General features: G+C 74.0%; 17 protein-coding genes. 9 read left to right on the top strand and 8 right to left on the bottom strand.

Features of this window, described 5'->3' with window-relative positions:
- Positions 1-56: 56 nt before the first annotated feature.
- From ACIPFH_RS01565 to ACIPFH_RS01530, 8 genes are all read right to left on the bottom strand, one after another.
- Entirely contained in the window at positions 57-923 is an 867-nt protein-coding gene (locus tag ACIPFH_RS01565) for a tyrosinase family protein (RefSeq protein ID WP_401822004.1), read from the bottom strand.
- On the bottom strand, positions 907-1,389 hold the full coding sequence (locus ACIPFH_RS01560) for a tyrosinase family oxidase copper chaperone (RefSeq protein WP_401822003.1): 483 nt from the start codon (positions 1,387-1,389) through the stop codon (positions 907-909). Before ACIPFH_RS01560 ends, ACIPFH_RS01565 begins: the two co-directional genes overlap by 17 nt.
- A gap of 238 nt (positions 1,390-1,627) precedes the next feature.
- Positions 1,628-2,152, bottom strand: a complete 525-nt coding sequence (locus ACIPFH_RS01555) for a hypothetical protein (RefSeq protein WP_401822000.1) — start codon at positions 2,150-2,152, stop codon at positions 1,628-1,630.
- Between the two features lie 137 nt (positions 2,153-2,289).
- Positions 2,290-2,886, bottom strand: coding sequence for a vitamin K epoxide reductase family protein (locus tag ACIPFH_RS01550; RefSeq protein ID WP_401821998.1), 597 nt, complete (start codon positions 2,884-2,886; stop codon positions 2,290-2,292).
- Positions 2,886-3,383: a DUF5949 family protein gene (locus tag ACIPFH_RS01545; RefSeq protein ID WP_356258969.1), complete on the bottom strand. Its 498-nt coding sequence runs from the start codon at positions 3,381-3,383 to the stop codon at positions 2,886-2,888. The genes ACIPFH_RS01550 and ACIPFH_RS01545 overlap by 1 nt, the downstream gene beginning before the upstream one ends.
- Before the next feature lie 167 nt (positions 3,384-3,550).
- The gene (locus ACIPFH_RS01540; protein WP_401821995.1) at positions 3,551-3,838 is read right to left on the bottom strand and encodes a hypothetical protein; all 288 of its coding nucleotides are present in this window, start codon (positions 3,836-3,838) and stop codon (positions 3,551-3,553) included.
- A 164-nt stretch (positions 3,839-4,002) separates the two neighbouring features.
- Positions 4,003-4,848 carry a hypothetical protein gene (locus ACIPFH_RS01535; RefSeq protein WP_401821993.1) on the bottom strand — a complete coding sequence of 282 codons (846 nt, stop codon included), beginning with the start codon at positions 4,846-4,848 and terminating at the stop codon, positions 4,003-4,005.
- A gap of 256 nt (positions 4,849-5,104) precedes the next feature.
- The gene (locus ACIPFH_RS01530) at positions 5,105-5,344 is read right to left on the bottom strand and encodes a chaplin (RefSeq protein ID WP_401821992.1); all 240 of its coding nucleotides are present in this window, start codon (positions 5,342-5,344) and stop codon (positions 5,105-5,107) included.
- A gap of 237 nt (positions 5,345-5,581) precedes the next feature.
- On the opposite strand from ACIPFH_RS01530, the gene ACIPFH_RS01525 reads away from it, so the two are divergent.
- The 9 genes from ACIPFH_RS01525 to ACIPFH_RS01485 are packed head-to-tail and all read left to right on the top strand — an operon-like array spanning position 5,582 to position 16,064.
- Positions 5,582-6,730, top strand: a complete 1,149-nt coding sequence (locus tag ACIPFH_RS01525; RefSeq protein ID WP_401821990.1) for a DUF3344 domain-containing protein — start codon at positions 5,582-5,584, stop codon at positions 6,728-6,730.
- A 49-nt stretch (positions 6,731-6,779) separates the two neighbouring features.
- Complete coding sequence (locus ACIPFH_RS01520; RefSeq protein WP_401821989.1) at positions 6,780-7,955, top strand: glycosyltransferase; 1,176 nt, start codon at positions 6,780-6,782, stop codon at positions 7,953-7,955.
- Positions 7,952-9,367 (top strand): exopolysaccharide biosynthesis polyprenyl glycosylphosphotransferase, encoded by a 1,416-nt coding sequence (locus ACIPFH_RS01515; protein ID WP_401821987.1) that lies wholly within the window; start codon positions 7,952-7,954, stop codon positions 9,365-9,367. The genes ACIPFH_RS01520 and ACIPFH_RS01515 overlap by 4 nt, the downstream gene beginning before the upstream one ends.
- Before the next feature lie 7 nt (positions 9,368-9,374).
- On the top strand, positions 9,375-10,685 hold the full coding sequence (locus tag ACIPFH_RS01510) for an O-antigen ligase family protein (RefSeq protein ID WP_401821985.1): 1,311 nt from the start codon (positions 9,375-9,377) through the stop codon (positions 10,683-10,685).
- Entirely contained in the window at positions 10,682-12,415 is a 1,734-nt protein-coding gene (gene murJ / locus ACIPFH_RS01505; RefSeq protein WP_401821983.1) for a murein biosynthesis integral membrane protein MurJ, read from the top strand. Before ACIPFH_RS01510 ends, murJ begins: the two co-directional genes overlap by 4 nt.
- Complete coding sequence (locus tag ACIPFH_RS01500) at positions 12,402-13,151, top strand: polysaccharide deacetylase family protein (protein ID WP_401821980.1); 750 nt, start codon at positions 12,402-12,404, stop codon at positions 13,149-13,151. The genes murJ and ACIPFH_RS01500 overlap by 14 nt, the downstream gene beginning before the upstream one ends.
- A complete protein-coding gene (locus ACIPFH_RS01495; RefSeq protein WP_401821978.1) occupies positions 13,148-14,311 on the top strand; it encodes a glycosyltransferase in 1,164 nt (387 codons plus the stop codon). Before ACIPFH_RS01500 ends, ACIPFH_RS01495 begins: the two co-directional genes overlap by 4 nt.
- On the top strand, positions 14,308-14,952 hold the full coding sequence (locus ACIPFH_RS01490) for a lipopolysaccharide biosynthesis protein (RefSeq protein WP_401821975.1): 645 nt from the start codon (positions 14,308-14,310) through the stop codon (positions 14,950-14,952). The genes ACIPFH_RS01495 and ACIPFH_RS01490 overlap by 4 nt, the downstream gene beginning before the upstream one ends.
- A complete protein-coding gene (locus ACIPFH_RS01485; protein WP_401821973.1) occupies positions 14,949-16,064 on the top strand; it encodes a GNAT family N-acetyltransferase in 1,116 nt (371 codons plus the stop codon). The genes ACIPFH_RS01490 and ACIPFH_RS01485 overlap by 4 nt, the downstream gene beginning before the upstream one ends.
- Positions 16,065-16,087: the final 23 nt, after the last annotated feature.

Below are 16,087 nucleotides of genomic sequence, written 5' to 3'. Positions count from 1 at the left end.
TCACCGCGACCGGCCTACCGCGACGGGCTCACCGCGACGGGCTCACCGCGACCGGCTCACGCGTACCGGTAGGTCCGGGACGCGTCCTCCAACTGGTCCGGGGTGACGTTCCACGGGGGCAGCTTCTCCCGCCGGGCGACGACCCGGCGGTACTGGGGGTCGCGCGGACCCGGCGGTTCGGCGGGCAGGTAGCGGTGCTCGCGGTGACGGCTCTGCCAGCGCGTCCACAGCAGATCGACGAAGGCGTGGTGCAGCCAGAAGACGGGGTCGTTGACGGAGGCGCCGCCGAGCATGACCCCGCCGACCCACCGGTGCACCCGGTTGTGGTTGCGCCAGGCGGCGCTGCCCGAGCCGGTCCCCCATCCCTCCAGCTTGTTGCGGAAGCCCTGGGTGACCGTCGAGTCCCAGGGCGCGGAGTCGTAGACCGGGTCCTGGAGCGCCCACTCCAGGTCGCTCTTGGTCGGCAACCCGATCGGGGCGGCGGCGCGGCCGAGGTCCCGGGTGAGGAACTCCCCGTCGGTCACGTTCTCCTTGATGGTCCAGTCGCCGGTGGCGTAGGCGAACGGCCCGGTCGTCACCTGGTGGTCGGAGCGCCGTCCGTTGCCGCCGAGGAGGTCCGCGGTCCAGGGCGCGGCGGTCGTGGTGCGGTCACGCGTCCAGTCCCAGTAGGGCACCGTCACCGAGGAGTCGACCCGTTGCAGCGCCTGTTCGAGGTCCAGCAGGAACCGGCGGTGCCAGGGCAGGAACGAGGGCGCCATGTGGGCCGATCGCCGGCCGCCGTCGCCGTCGGAGGCGTAGTGGTCGATGTGCATGCGGACGAACTCGTCGTACTCGCCCTTGCGTTTGATCTCCAGGAGCGCCTTCACGAAGCGCCGTCGTTCGGCGCCGGTGAGTGTGCTGACGTCCTTACGGACGTAGGCCATGGTGTCCCCCCATGTGCGTGTGCTGGTGTGTGGGATCCGCCTCGCGCAGCCGCTCCCCCGGACCGAGTTCGTCCACGGCGGCCCGGACCGCCTCCAGGGGGGTGGCGTACGAGCGGTAGTGGTCGACCATGCTCAGCCAGGTGCCGTCGGCGCGGCGCATGAGGTGCAGGGGCCGACCGTCGACCGTGATGTTCCACCGGGCGTCCGCCGCGGCCGCCTCTCCCGTCGAGGCGAGGGCCCCGCTGATGCGCCGGCCCCGGTAGGTCTCGTCGAAGGAGTCCGTGGGGCCGCCGTCCGCCGGGCGCGGGGGCCGGGAGGCGGTGACGACGGGGACGATCGCGAGGGCCGCGGCGGCGCCGAGCAGCCCGCGCAGCAGGTCCCGTCGTCGTGTGCCGCCCTTCGGACCTCGTCTGCCCGCGGCCACCGGAACTGCGGTCACGGGTTCTCCGTCGACGCTGACGACCATGGTGTGCTCCTCGTCCGATGCGCTGATCCGGTGCGGTTGTCCGTTGCGGGTTCCGCGACGGGGTCGAAGCGGCTTCCCCGGCGGATTCCGTAGCGGGTTTCTCCGGAGGTAACCGCCCGGCGGCCCTCGTGGTCACCGCCCGGCGGCCGAACGGTCCGCCGGGTTACGCGGATCCGGGCACGGCGACGGGCCCGGACGAAGGCGTCCGGGCCCGTGGTCGATGCGGTTCGGCCGCCGGCTACAGCCCCTTGCCCAGGCCGAGGTCCGCGCCGGGCATCGCCTGGATCACGGGGGTGAGCACGCCCGCCTGGGGCTGCTGGAGGTCCGGCAGGCCGAAGCGGTCGGGGTTGGGCGCGGTCAGCGGGGCGTCCAGGGCGAGACCCGGGCCGAGCGTGCGCAGGTCGGAGGCGGGGGCGTCGAGGCCGAGGTGGTCGAAGTCGTCCCCGAGGACCTCGGGGAGAGGCGCGCGGAGCCCCGCGCCGGGCAGTCCCGCGGCGACGGGCAGCTGCGGAACGACCCGCTCCGGGAGGAGGCGGCCCTCGACGAAGCGCGGCCCCTCGGGCGCGCCCGGCGTGGGCAGCGGGATCTCGCCGCCGATCGTGGGCAGTTCCACGTTGAGGGACTTCTCGACGCCGTCCAGCGGTACGGGGACGGGCACCGTGCCGATCGCGGCCGCGGGGGTCACGGAGGCGGCGGCAGCGGCGGCGGCGGCAGCCACGCAGGTGATGACTGCGGCGAGGGTTCCTCGGGTGGTCGACTTCATCTCGGGTACGGGACCTTTCGCAGGGGTTCGGGGGGGCGTTGCGTCCGTACCGGGTAACGAGCCGGAAATCGGCATCAGTTCACAATTCCCCCGAGTGCAGCAATCGTGCTACGGCCGTCGGTGCGACAACGGGATCGTCAGCTTGTCCAGAAATCCCACCATCGGGTCAGGATCAGCATGCCGATCACCCCGATGTGCAACAGCGGCGGCGCCCAGGCGAATTCGGTGAAAAAGTTCCGCACTCCGGCCGGGGCCGGCAGGAACCCGTGGCGTACGGCGAACGAGACGGTGTACCAGAACATGAGGATCGTGGCGACCCACGCCAGACAGCACCACAGGCACAGCGCGTTGATCCGGTAGAGGGACTCGAACTGCAACCAGGACACGAACCCGACGCCGAAGAGGCAGCCGGCGGTGAAGGTCAGCCAGTACCAGCGCGGGAAGGCGGCGCCGGCCAGCAGGCTCACCCCGACACACACGACGATCCCGTAGGCCACCAGGCCCAGCATCGGGTTGGGGAACCCGAACGCCGAAGCCTGGTCGCTCGTCATGACGCTGCCGCAGGAGACGACGGGGTTCAGGCTGCACCCGGGCGTGAAGCCGGGGTCCTCCAGCAGCTTGAACTTGTCGAGGGTGATGACCCAGGCGGCCAGCAGCCCGGCCGCACCGGTGAGGACGAGCAGCAGGGCGTACCCGCGGCCGGCGCCCGCGGGCGCCGGGTGCGGCCGGTGCATCAGCGCAGGCGGCGGGCGGGCAGGACGATGTGCGCCGCGGCCGTCAGGGTCTCCACGGCGCCCGCGAACGCGGCCAGCGCCTCGGGGGTGACGGCCCGGCCGGGCGTGGCCTCCGGCCAGGCGCGGGTGGTGAGGACGAGGTAGGCGTAGCCGCGCTGCTCGGCGGCCGTGAGCCACTCCGCCGGCGGCAGGCACTGGGCGTTGAGGCCCGGCATGGTCAGGACGGCCGCGCCGGACTCGACGAGCAGGGTGAACGGCAGGCTGGGCCGCTCGGTGCCGTCGACGACGTCCCCGCCGACGGACATGCCGTTGTCGGTGAGCAGGCGCGCGACGGCGGCGGCCGTCCCCTCGGGGCCCTCCGCGGTGTCACCGAGGGAGTAGGCCAGGAGGTAGGGCATGTCGCTGCCGTCGGGGGCCTCGCCGCTCCACGGCATCACGACGAGGGTGCCAAGGTCGGCCACGCGGAAGGGGCGGGTTGCGCTCGGGGTTGAGGTCACCGCGCGACCCTATCGGCGCGCCGGGGGGCGATCCGGCGGGTTCTCACCCGACCGGGGGACGCCGGTCCGTTGCTCCACACGAACGAGGGACGCGCCGCTCGACCCGCCTCGAACAGCGGTGAGGGCCGGTCCCGTGGGGACGGGGCCGGCCCTGCGGGAAGCGCTTCTCAGCCCTGGAGCGGCAGCCCGCCGAGGAGGGGGTTGTGGCTGTTGAGGGCACCGGTCGCGCCCTTGACCGTGCTGAGCACGGAGTCCTTGTTCTCGGTGTCGAGCGCTTCCGACTGGTGCTGGAGCGGCATCGCGTCATTCAGGTTGATCGGCCCCCTGGCGAGGGTGTCCACGGCGCCGTTGAGGCTGGTGGGCGTGAGGTCGGCGGGGGTCGCGAACGCGGGCGCGGCGACACCGGCGAGGACCATGGATCCGGCAACGACAGCGGCAGCCTTCAGGGACTTCATCGGATTCCTTTCTTCGGCGACTCGGCAACGCGGCAACTCAAGTCGCCAGGGAAATTCTGGCGCCGTGCCTAACGAGCCCCGCCGAATGCGGAAACCGTGTACGCGGAAATTTCCGCACCCCGGCGGAACGAACGGCCGGGGTGCGGAAATCGGTGGGGCGACCGTCAGGTGGTGGGCAGGGCCGGCACCGCGGGAACCGCGGGCGCTGCCGGTACCGCGGGAACCGCGGGCAGCGCCGGTGCTTCGACCGGCAGGGTGGGCAGGGTCAGACCGACCCCGGCCAGCGTCGCGGTGAGCAGGTCGAGCAGGCCGGACACCACGCCGGTCACCGCGGGGACTACCTGGCCGACGTCGAGGGACGTCGCGGCCGCGAGAAGGGCGGCGACCGCCTTGTCCAGCGCGGCGACGGCGTCGGACACCGGGTCGGCGGCCGCCTTCGCCTTGCCGTCGTCACCGCTCTTGCCGACGGGGGAGAGCGCGGCCACGGGGGCGGCCGGGAGGGCGGGCTTGGCGGGGAGCGCGGCGGCCGGGTCGGCGGGCAGCGCGGGTTTGGCCGGGAGCGCGGCGGCCGGGTCGGCGGGCAGCGCGGGTTTGGCCGGGAGCGCGGCGGCCGGGTCGGCGGGCAGGGCCGGTTTGGCCGGGAGCGCGGCGGCGGGGTCCGCCGGCAGCGCCGGTGTCGTCACCGGGGCCGTCGCCGTGATCTTGGCGATGGCCGCCTTGACCGCGTCGCCGAGCTGGGTCGCCTGGGTGGCGGTGAGTTGACCGTCGTCGGCCTTGAGGACGGTGTTGATCAGTTCGGTGACCGGGGTGAGGACGGTGCCGAGTTCACCGAGGCCCTCGGCCTGGGCGAGCAGCGCGTCCGCGCCGGCGACGGGCGCGTCCGACAACGCGGCGTTGCGCTCGCGAGCGGCCGCTCCGTCGGCCGCCATGGCGGCGGGGGCGGCGGTGCCGAGGACGAGGGCGGCGCACAGTGCGGTGGAAGCGATACGCCGTACGGGCAGACCACGCATGGGAAATCCTTTCGATCGTGTCGGGTCTCGTGCCCACCGTGCGAACAGGCGTCACACTCCGCAACAGCTCAAGCGCCCTGTGTGACGACCGGTTGCCCGTCCCGCCCGCATCACCCCTGCTGGGAGGGCCTTTCGGGGCCTGGCGGGCAGGCCCTGGCGGCGTCCCTCCATTCGGGGCAACGCCAACGGCCGCCCTCCTTTGCGGGAGAGCGGCCGTTCGGCGAATGACGTGTCGTGGCCTGGCGGGGAGGTGACGTCAGTCGTTGATGCAGGTGTTGCCGAACGCCGGGTTCAGCAGGCCGACCAGGTTGATCGTGTTGCCGCAGACGTTGACCGGGATGTGCACGGGGACCTGGACGACGTTGCCGGACAGCACGCCCGGGGAGTGCGCGGCGACGCCGTTCGCGCCACTGTCGGCGGCGGCGATGCCGGAGGCGCCGACGACGGCCGCGGCGGCAACGGAGGTCAGGGCCAGGCCCTTCGCGATACGCGACATGGGGAGGTGCTCCTTGGGGTTTGGACACAAACACCCGGGCGGGGATGCCCGGCGCTGAAGTCAACGCGCGGAACCCGCGGGGGTTGTGCCGCCAAATGAGTGACGCCCCGGAGTCTGGCTTCACCATTCCGACACACTTGTCCTGTTTCTACGGATTAATCCGGACAGCGGTTAGAGTTGCGCCTCGTCCGACGCACGCCTATAGCAAGCAAATCGCACGAAAGGGCACCGCCGGCCATGCGCAATTCCCTTGGTCCGCCACTACGCCGCGCGACCGTCGGCGTAGTCGCCCTCGCCGCCCTCTGGACGCCCGGCGGCGCCCGGGCAGTCGGCGCACCGCCCGTCGCGGAGGCCCAACGCCTCGCCTTCACCCAGCGCTTCCACGCGACACAGCACGGAGGAATCGTCCGCGCGGCCAACGCGGCCATCAGCTGCCGCATCACATCCACGCCCACGCCCATGCCCATGCCCATGCCCATGCCCATGCCCATGCTCACGGCGGCGCCCGCCTGCCCCTCCGTGCGCCAGGGCCAGGGGGGCGCCAACAACGACTTCGACATGTTCTACGTCGACGTGGACCAGGACCCGAACACCTACAACTCCTCCCGCGCCGAGGTCCGTCTCCCCGAGGGCGCACGGGCGTCGTACGCACGGCTGTACTGGGGCGGCAACCTGCGGGTCGGCGAGCAGAAGCCGCCGAAGGACAACCGGCGGGTGCTGATCGCCGAGCCGGGCGGGGAGTACAAGGAGGTGCTCGCGGACACGGTCGTCGGCCACCGGGTGGCCCAGGGCGCCGACGCCTTCCAGGCCTCCGCGGACGTCACGACGCTGGTGCGCGAGAGCGGCCGGGGCCTGTACACGGTCGCGCAGATCAACGTGGCCAAGGGCAGGTCGACGGCCGGGGCGTGGGGCGGCTGGACGCTGGTCGTGGCGTACGAGAACCCGGCGGAGCCGCTGCGGGACCTGTCCGTCTGGGACGGCTTCGACACCCTCGGCTCCGGCACGGGGAAGGAGATCCGGCTGCGCGGACTCGCCATTCCCAAGGGCGCGGGCGGCCGGGCCGGGCTCGTCGCGTACGACGGCGACCGCGACCGAACAGGTGATTCGCTCATGTTCTCTACCGGTGGCCGGACGGCCGTCGCGCTCACGAACGCGGTCAACCCATCTGACGATGTGTTGAACTCCACGATCAGCGAGCCGGGGGAGGCTCCGGCGGCGCGTGTACCGGCGTACGCCAACACCCTCGGCTACGACTCCGACGTGTTCGATCTGGGCGCGCGTTTGCGGCACGGCGGTGACCAGCTGGCCGTCCGGCTCGTTTCCCACCGGGACGCGGCGTGGGCCGGGGCGCTCTTCGTCGCCGTCGACACACAGAAGAAGCAGTAGGCGCGTTCCCGCCCGTCCCGAGCGCCACCGTGAGCGAGGAAACCGCGCAATGCACCAGCCAGAACCCGACGGAGGACTCCGGGTCCTGCACCTCACCCAGCCCGTGGACGGCGGGGTCCCCCGGGTCGTGACGGACCTGGCGCGGGCCCAGCTCGCGGACGGCCTGCACGTCACCGTGGCCTGTCCGGCCGGCCGGTTCGCCGAGGACCTGCGGTCCCTGGGCGCGGAGGTGCGGCACTGGGCGGCGACGCGGTCCCCGGGGCCCTCGCTCCCCGGTGAGGTACGGCGGCTCGTACGTCTGATCGGCAAGGTACGCCCCGACCTGGTGCACGCGCACAGTGCGAAGGCCGGGCTGGCCGGGCGGCTCGCGGTGCGCGGGCGGATCCCGACCGTGTTCCAGCCGCACGCCTGGTCCTTCGAGGCGGTCGGCGGGACCACCGCGGCGCTGGCGCTCAAGTGGGAGCGTTTCGGGGCCCGTTGGGCGGACCGGCTGGTGTGTGTGAGCGAGGCGGAGCGCACGACCGGTCTGCGCGCCGGGATCGCCGGGCGGTGGAGCGTCATCCCCAACGGCATCGACCCCGAGCGCTTCCACCCCGCCTCCGTCGACACCGTGCGGGCCTCCCTGCTGCCCCGTCTCGACCCGGCGGCCCCGCTGGTGGTGTGCGTGGGGCGGCTGTGCCGGCAGAAGGGGCAGGACGTCCTGCTGACCGCGTGGGCGGACATCGCGGGGAAGGTGCCCGGCGCCCGGCTGGTACTCGTCGGCGACGGTCCGGACGGGGAGCGACTGCGGTCCCGGGCGCCGGAGTCGGTGGTGTTCGCCGGTGCCGTCGCCGATGCCGTGCCCTGGTACCAGGCCGCCGACCTGGTGGTGCTGCCCTCGCGCTGGGAGGGCATGGCGCTGTCCCCGCTGGAGGCGCTGGCCTGCGGGCGGCCCGTGGTGGTGACCGACGTGGACGGCGCCCGGGAGAGCCTGCCGGCCGCGCTCGCGCCACGCTGTCTGGTGCCCGCCGAGGACCCGGCGGCGCTGGCCGACGCCGTCGCCGCACTGCTGCTCGACCCGCTGCTGCGCGAGTCGCTCGGCCACCAGGGACGCCGGCACGTCCTGTCCACGCACGACGTGCGGCGCACGGCCGAGGCGGTGGCGGGCGTGTACCGCGAGCTGCTCACGACCACACAAGAGGCGCGCGTCGCGCCCACCGAGTGCAGGGAGTCCATCCACTCGTGACTGCGGAAAGCACCGTCCCCTCTCCCGGCGCGCAGCCCGGGTACTCGTCCGTCTCGGTCATTGCGCGGCGGGCCGGCGCAGTGGGATTCCGGTTCCCCACCCGGCGGCCCCCGGCGCGGCCCGCGTCGCCACTGCCGCTGCTGTTCGCCGACGGCCTCGCCGCGTTCGTGGGCGCGCTGGCACTGACCGGGGCGCAACGCCGCCCGCTGCTGGTGGCCCTGCTGGTGGCGGCGACCATACTGCTGCGCCCGCAGCGCGCGCGTCCGGTGACGGGGGTGCTGGACGAACTGCCCTCCGTCTGCGGCCGGATCGCGGTGGCCTGGCTGGCGCTGGGCACGCTCGTCGCGGCGTGGAACCCGGCCCAGGCGCTGTCGGTCCGCACCCTGCTCCTCGGGTTAGCCGCGCAGGCCGCGGCAGGCTGCGCGGGCCGCGCGGTGGTGCACCTGCGGCGGCGCCGGACGCTGCTGCGCCACCCGCACGCCGCGCTCGTCATCGGCCCCGCCGCGACCGCGCAGCGGGTGGCCGCCGCCGTGCTGCGCCACCCCCGGTGCGGGATCCAGCCGGTGGGCATCGTGACCGAGCGGCCCGACGGCGCCGACGGGCTGCCCGTGCTGACCACGGGTCAGGAGGTGCAGCGGGCCCTCATCCAGAACGGCGTCCGGGACGTCCTGTGCGTCCACCCCGCCGTGCGCACCGTGCAGGGACCGCTGCTGCGGGCGCTCGCCGAGTCGGGCTGCACGGTGTGGGAGGTCGACGCCGACATCCCCTCGTACGCGAGCCGGGACCAGCTCGCCGGGTTCTCCTGCCGCCGTCTCGACCTGGGCGCCCGTCGCCGGGGCAGCCTCGGCAAGCGGCTGCTGGACATCGCGGCCTCCGGGACCCTGCTCCTGCTGCTGAGCCCGCTGCTGCTGGTGTGCGCGGTGGTGCTGCGGCTGACCGACGGGCCGGGGGTCGTCTTCCGGCAGGAGCGCATCGGCAAGGACGGCCGGCCGTTCACGCTGCTGAAGTTCCGCACCCACCGCCCGGTCGACGAGCAGGAGGCCGCGACCCGGTGGAGCGTGGCCGGCGAGCGGGAGATGAGCCGCTTCTGCCGCTTCCTGCGCCAGACCTCGCTGGACGAGCTGCTCCAGCTGTGGAACGTCCTGAGCGGCGATATGAGCCTGGTGGGCCCGCGCCCCGAACGGCCCTACTTCGTCGGCCAGTTCAGCCAGGCCTACCCGGGCTACGCGGCCCGCCACCGGATGCAGACCGGAATCACCGGCCTCGCCCAGGTGCAGGGGCTGCGCGGCGACACCTCGATCGAGGACCGGGCCCGCTTCGACAACGCGTACATCGACAACTGGTCGCTGTGGCAGGACGTCTGCATCCTGCTGCGCACCGCGGCCGCCCTCGTGCGTCCGACCGGGAGCTGAACCGCCGATGACCCTCGCCCTGCCCCTGCCCCGCGCCCGGACGCTGTCACCGGTCCTGCCCGTGGTCGCCGTGGTCGCCCTGCTCGGCCTCCCGCTCGCCCCCGGCGGCGAGGGCGGCGCCGGACCGGCCGACGCGCTGTCCGCGCTGGTCGTGCTGTTCTGCGCGGTCCGGCTGCTGCGGCAGCGGAGCCGCCCGCTGTCCCGGAGGGCCGCCGTGGTCCTCGGGCTGCCGGTCGTCGGGCTCGCGCTCGCCGCGATGGGCGCGTCCTCGCCGGGGGCGGGGCTCAGCGGGCTGGGGCGCTACCTCCAGATCTTCGTGCTGGTCCCGGCGGCCGTCGTCCTCCTCGTCCGCGACCGGACCGACTTCCGGGTGCTGGCCTGGTCGTTCGTCGGGCTCGCGGGGTGGCAGGGGGCGGTCGGCGTCCACCAGTTCGTCACCGGGACCGGCGCGTCCTACCAGGGTGAGGATCTCCGGGCCGTCGGCACCTTCGGGCCGCAGGACGTGATGGGCATGGCGACCGTCGTGGCGTTCGGCCTGATCTGCGCCGTCGGGCTGGCGCTCGGCCGGACCCCCGCACGGCAACGGGCGATCGCCGCCTGCTCGGCACTCGCGCTGCTGGTGCCGCTCGCGCTCTCCTTCAGCCGGGGCGCGTGGATCGCGACCGCGCTGACCTGCACGGTCCAGCTGGCCCTCGCCGGGCTACGGCGGGCGCTGAAGGTGGGCGCGGTGGCGGCCGCGGCCGGGGTGATCCTGGTGGGCGGCTTCGGTGTCGGATCGGCGATGCTCCAGGAGCGCGTCAACAGCATCACGCAGGTCGCGGACGCGCCGGACCAGTCGGTCACCGACCGGTACACGCTGTGGGCGTCCGCGGTCGGCATCTGGCGCGACCAGCCGCTGACCGGCGTCGGGTTGAAGGGCTTCCCCGAGCACCGTGACGCCCACGCCTCCCTCGCACTGTCCTCCGGCAGCGACACCGACGGCGCGGGCTCCGGATTCGTCAAGCAGCCGCTGCTCTCCCCGCACAACATGTACCTGCTGATCCTCAGCGAGCAGGGTCTGATCGGGCTGCTCGCCCTCGCGGGGGGCTGGCTGGCGATGCTGGCGTGCGGGCTGCGCGGGTGGTTCCGGGTCCGGCGCTCCGGTCCCGGCCTCGACTGCGCGCTCGTCGCCTGCGGCCTGCTGGTCTGGCAGCTCGTGGACTTCACGTACGCCGACATCGGCGGTCCGTCGACGGTGCTGACCGCGGTCGTCTTCGGGGTCGTGGCCTGGTGGGCGCTGGTCGGCGCCGACGGCCGCGAGGAGGCGCTCGCGCGATGACGGTGACGCCTCCTCGGACACCTCGCACGGACGGTCCCGCCTCCGTGCCGCCGGCGCGATCCGCCGCGCGGTCCGGGGAGACGGCCGAAGAGTCTGCCGAAGGGGCTCCCGGAGCGAGTGCCGCGGCGGCCGCCGGAGCGAGTGCCGGGGAGCGGAGCGGCGGACTTCCCCCGGCCTCCCGCCGGTTCCTCGCCAAGGCCACCCTCGTCACCGCCGTGCTCTCCGTCGCCGGGGCCCTGCTCGGGCTGGTGCGGGACCAGGCGCTGGCCCGGCTGTTCGGGGCGGGCAGTGACACCGACGCCTTCCTGGTGGCGTGGACCGTGCCCGAGTTCGCGGCCACGCTGCTCATCGAGGACGGGCTGGCGTTCGCCCTGATCCCGGCGTTCAGCATGGCGCTGGCCCGCCGCTCCCAGGGCGCCCCCGGCGACCCGGTCCGCGCGCTGGTGGCCGGCACTCTGCCCCGGCTGTCGCTGGCGTTCGTCGCCGTCGGCGCCCTCTTCGTCGGCCTGGCTCCGCAGCTGGTCGAGATCCTCGCGCCGGGGCTGCCCGACCCCGCGCTCGCCGTCGACTGCACCCGGCTCACCGCCACCTGCGTGGTGAGCTTCGGACTCGCCGGGTACTTCAGCGCGGCGCTGCGCGCGCACCGGCGGTACGCGGCGCCCGCGGCGATCTACGTGGCCTACAACGTCGGCATCGTCACCGGGATGTTCGTGCTCGGAGGGCACTGGGGGGTGCGGTCGGCGGCGGTCGGGGTCGCGGTCGGCGGCCTGCTGATGGCCCTCGTCCAACTGCCTTCCCTGCTCAAGCAGTTGAGGAGACGCGGGGTGAGCGAGGAGGCCTCCGGGCAGGAGGCGCCCCGCCCCCTCGACACCCTTCTCCTGGCGACCGTGCTCCTGTTCGCCCTCTGCCGGCAGTCCCAGGTCCTCATCGAGCGCTTCCTCGCCTCGCAGCTCCCGGCCGGGGCGATCTCGCACCTGAACTACGCGCAGAAGGTCGCGCAGATGCCGATGATCCTGTCGGTGATGGTGTGCACGGTCACCTTCCCGGTGGTCGCGCGGGCGCTGGCCGAGGGGGACACCGAGCGGGCCCGCTCCCGGGTGGAGCGGGATCTGGCGCTGGCCGCGTGCATCGTGCTGCTGGGCACGGCCGCCGTGGTCGCGTGCTCCCCGCAGATCATCGAACTGCTCTTCCAGCGGGGCGCGTTCACCGCGAAGGACACGGCGGCGACGGCGGGTGTGATGCGCGTCTACGCGCTCGGGCTGCTCGGCCAGACCCTGGTGGGCGTGCTGGTCCGCTCCTATTTCTCGGCGGGCCGCGGCTCCTGGTACCCGGTCGGCGCGATGGCCGCCGGGATCGTCGTGACCTCCTGGATCGGCGCGCTCAGCGTCGGTTTCTGGGGGGTGTACGGGATCGCCGCGGCCAACGCGGCCGGCATCACCGTCACCGCCCTCGTCCTGCTGGCCGGGATGGGTCCGCGCAGCGTCCCGGTCGGCATCCGGGGCGTGCTGCGCGAACTGAGCCGGCCGGTGCAGGCCGCCCTGGTGGCCACCCTGGCGGGGTTCCTCGCCGCCGGACGGTTCACCGACCCCCTGTCCGGGCTGGCCGCCGGCGGGCTCACCGTGACCGTCGTCTTCCTGCTGCTCGGCCGTGCCCTGGGCTCCCAGGGCATCGCCTCCGCACTCCGTTCCGTACGTTCCGCGACCCGAAGGCTCTCCCATGGCCGCTCCTGACAGCAGCGACAACAGCAGACGCACTCCCGTCCCGTGGGTGGCGATGTACCACTCCGTGGGGGACTGCTCCGAGGATCCCTACCGCATCACGGTCACCCCCGAGCGGCTGGAGAAGCAGCTGACGTGGCTGAGCCGGCGCGGGCTGCGCGGCGTCCCCATGGCCGAACTGCTCGCCGCCCGCGCCCGGGGCGAGGGCCGTGACCTGGTCGGTCTCACCTTCGACGACGGTTACGCCGACTTCCTCACCGAGGCGCTGCCGGTCCTGCGCCGCCACCACTGCACGGCCACCCTCTTCGTGCTGCCCGGCCGGCTCGGCGGCGACAACGCCTGGGATCCGCTGGGCCCGCGCAAACCGCTGCTGACCGCCGACGGCATCCGCCGCGCCGCCCACGAGGGAGTCGAGATCGGCTCGCACGGCCTCACCCACGTCGATCTGACCAAGGCCGACGACCTCACCCTCAAGACGGAGACGGTGGAGAGCCGCGCGGCCCTCACCGCGTTGCTCGGCACCGAGGTCGGCGGTTTCTGCTACCCGTACGGGACGATCGACCGGCGCGCCATGGACGCCGTGCGCGAAGCCGGTTACTCCTATGCCTGCGCGATCGACCCGGGTCCGCTGAACGGCCTGCACGCACTCCCCCGGGTACACATCGGGCAGGACGACAACGCCGTCCGCATGCATCTGAAGTACCGGCTGCACGGGTTGCGCCGGCGTCCCGTCGAGGGGCTGCGGTGAAGGCGCTGCACATCATCACGGGGCTCGGGGTCGGCGGCGCCGAGCAGCAACTGCGACTGCTGCTGCGGCACCTGCCGGTCGAGTGCGAGGTGGTGACGCTGACGAACCCGGGCGCGGTGGCCGAGGGGCTGGCCGAGGACGGGGTCCGGGTCGTCCACCTCGGCATGGCCGGCAACCGCGACCTGGCCGCGCTGCCGCGCCTGGTCCGCATCATCCGTTCCGGCGGCTACGACCTGGTCCACACCCACCTCTACCGGGCCTGCGTCTACGGCCGGCTGGCCGCGCGGCTCGCCGGGGTCCGCGCGGTCGTCGCCACCGAACACTCGCTGGGCGACTCACAGCTGGAGGGGCGGAAACTGACCTCCGGGGTGCGTGCGCTCTACCTCGCCAGCGAGCGGCTGGGCCGCACCACGGTCGCCGTCTCCCCCACGGTCGCCGACCGCCTGCGCGGCTGGGGCGTCCCGGCCCCCCGTATCGAGGTCGTCCCCAACGGCATCGACCTGAACCGCTTCCGCTTCGACCCGGACGCCCGCCGACGCACCCGCCGGCGCCTCGGCCTGCCCGACCACGCCTACGTCGTCGGCGGCATCGGACGCCTCACCGCGGGCAAACGCTTCGACGTCCTCATCCACGCCCTCGCCCGACTGCCCTCCGACCACTGGCTGTTGCTGGTCGGCGGCGGCCCCGAGGAGAACGTGCTGCGCCGCACCGCCCACGAGGCGGGGGTCGCCGACCGTGTCCTGTTCACCGGCGAACGTCCCTACGTCCCCGACGGCACCCCGGGCCCCGACCTGCCCTCCCTCACCGCCGCGATGGACGTGTTCGTCTCCCCGTCCCCGGAGGAGACCTTCGGCCTGGCGATCGTCGAGGCGCTGGCCTGTGGTCTGCCCGTGCTCTACGCGTCCTGCCCGGCGATCGAGCGGCTGCCCTGCCGGGCGCCGGGCGCCCGCCGGGTGACCGGCGGCACCGACGCCCTGGTCCGCGCGCTGACCGAGGCGCGCGCGCAGGCGCCCGGCCCGCGCGTCGCCGCCGAAGCCGCCCGCCACTACGACATCACCCGCAGTGCCGCCCGGCTCATGGACGTGTACGCGGCCACGGTCTCCGGACCGATCCTGCCCTCCCCCGTTTCCCCGACACCCCAGGGAGTCAGTTCCCCATGACCGAGAACCCCCGCCGTCCTGCCGCCCTGCGCCGCGCCAGGACGCTCCCGCCCTGGTCCCTGCTCGCGGTCGGCGCCGTCGCCGGCGGTCTGCTCGGCGGCGCGTACGGCGCTCTCAAGCCACCCGTGTACACGGCCACCGCCTACGTCGTCGCCGTGCCCACCCAGAAGTCCGACCCGGCGTCCGCCCTCGGCTTCGCGCAGGCCTACGGCCGGGTCGCCACGCAGCTGGCGGTGCTCGGGGACGCGCAGGTCTGGGCCGGTGTGCCGGTGAAGACGCTGCAGTCGAGCGTGCAGACGGCGACCTCGCCGGACGCTCCGATGGTCTCGATCACGGCGACCTCCTCGCGGGCCGACCTGGCCGCCGACATGGCCAACGCGGTCTCCCGCTCGCTGACCCAGCACGCCAAGAGCTCCCGGGCCGCCACCAACGTCGAACTCCAGCAGTTCGCCCGTGCGGTCCGGCCGACCGGCCCCTCCTCGGCGTCCCCGGCGGTGACGAGCCTGGTGGGTGTCAGCGCGGGCGGGCTGCTCGGCGGGCTGGTGCTGCTGGTGCGCCCGAAGCGGGGCCCGGAGGAGGCCACGCGCACGGCCGCCGTCCCCGCCCCGGCCTTCGCCGCCGAAGCCCACGGAGCGCTGTGAACCCGACGTTCATCACCGAACTCGTCACCGACGAGCGGGCCTTCGGCGCCCTCGCCCCCGCGTGGGGCCGGCTCTACCAGCGGTGCGTGACGGCCACCCCGTTCCAGAGCCACGCCTGGCTGCACTCGTGGTGGCTGTCGTACGGCAGGCGCGGCCGGCTGCGGGTGCTGCTGGTCCGCGACGGCGGTGACCTGGTCGCCGCCGCCCCGCTGATGGCCGTACGCCGACCGCTGCCGGCGCTGGTACCGCTCGGCGGCGCGATCTCCGACTACGGTGACGTCCTCGTCGACGACGAACACGGCGAGCGGGCCGTCACCGCGCTCACCGAGGGCCTCGCGGCGGCCGCCCGGACCGCGCTGATCGACTTCCGCGAGGTGCGGCCGGGCGGCGCGGTGGAGCAGGTCTACGAGCGCTGGCACGGCCCCCGGCGGCGGGTGAGCGACTCGGTGTGCCTGGAGCTGCCCGCCGTGCCCATGGACGAGCTGGTGGCCCGGCTGCCGTCGGCGAAGGCCCAGCGGGTGCGCGCCAAGCTGCGCAAGCTGACCGCGCTGGGCGTGCAGCGTCAGGTCGTGTGCCCGGACGAGGTGGACTCGGCGCTGCGACGGCTGCTGGAACTGCACCAGTTGCAGTGGCAGGGGCGGAAGGTGACCGGCGAGCACCTGCGGGAGCGGTTCTGCGAGCACCTGGTGCGGTCGGTCGGTCCGATGGTGCGCTCCGGGGACGCGGTGGTCACCGAGTTCCGGCTGGACGACGACGTGGTGGCCGTCGATCTGACCCTGCTGTCGCGACGGCTGGCCGGGGGCTACCTCTACGGCGCCCATCCCCGGCTGCGCGAGCGCAAGGCGGACGTGGCGGTGATGCTGCTCGACGCCTGCGCCGAGCACTCCCGGGACGGGGGACGCTCCGCGCTGAGCCTGCTGCGCGGCAACGAACCGTACAAGCACCACTGGCGGCCCGAACCGGTCGTCAACCAGCGGCTGCTGCTGGCCCGTCGGCGCACCGCGCCCCTGCTGTCGGCGGTCGTGTGCGACGTGGCCGCGCGACGGCGGGGCAAGGAGTTGCTGCTCCGGCTGGAGCAGCGGAGGGAGCGCGACGGTGGCGGCAGGTCCTGACGCGGGCCTGCCGCCCCCGCACC

This window comes from Streptomyces sp. NPDC088157, assembly GCF_044741545.1.
Taxonomy (GTDB): Bacteria; Actinomycetota; Actinomycetes; order Streptomycetales; family Streptomycetaceae; genus Streptomyces.
Note: the sequence above shows the minus strand (reverse complement) of the source record. Positions and strands in the feature narration are given on the sequence as shown.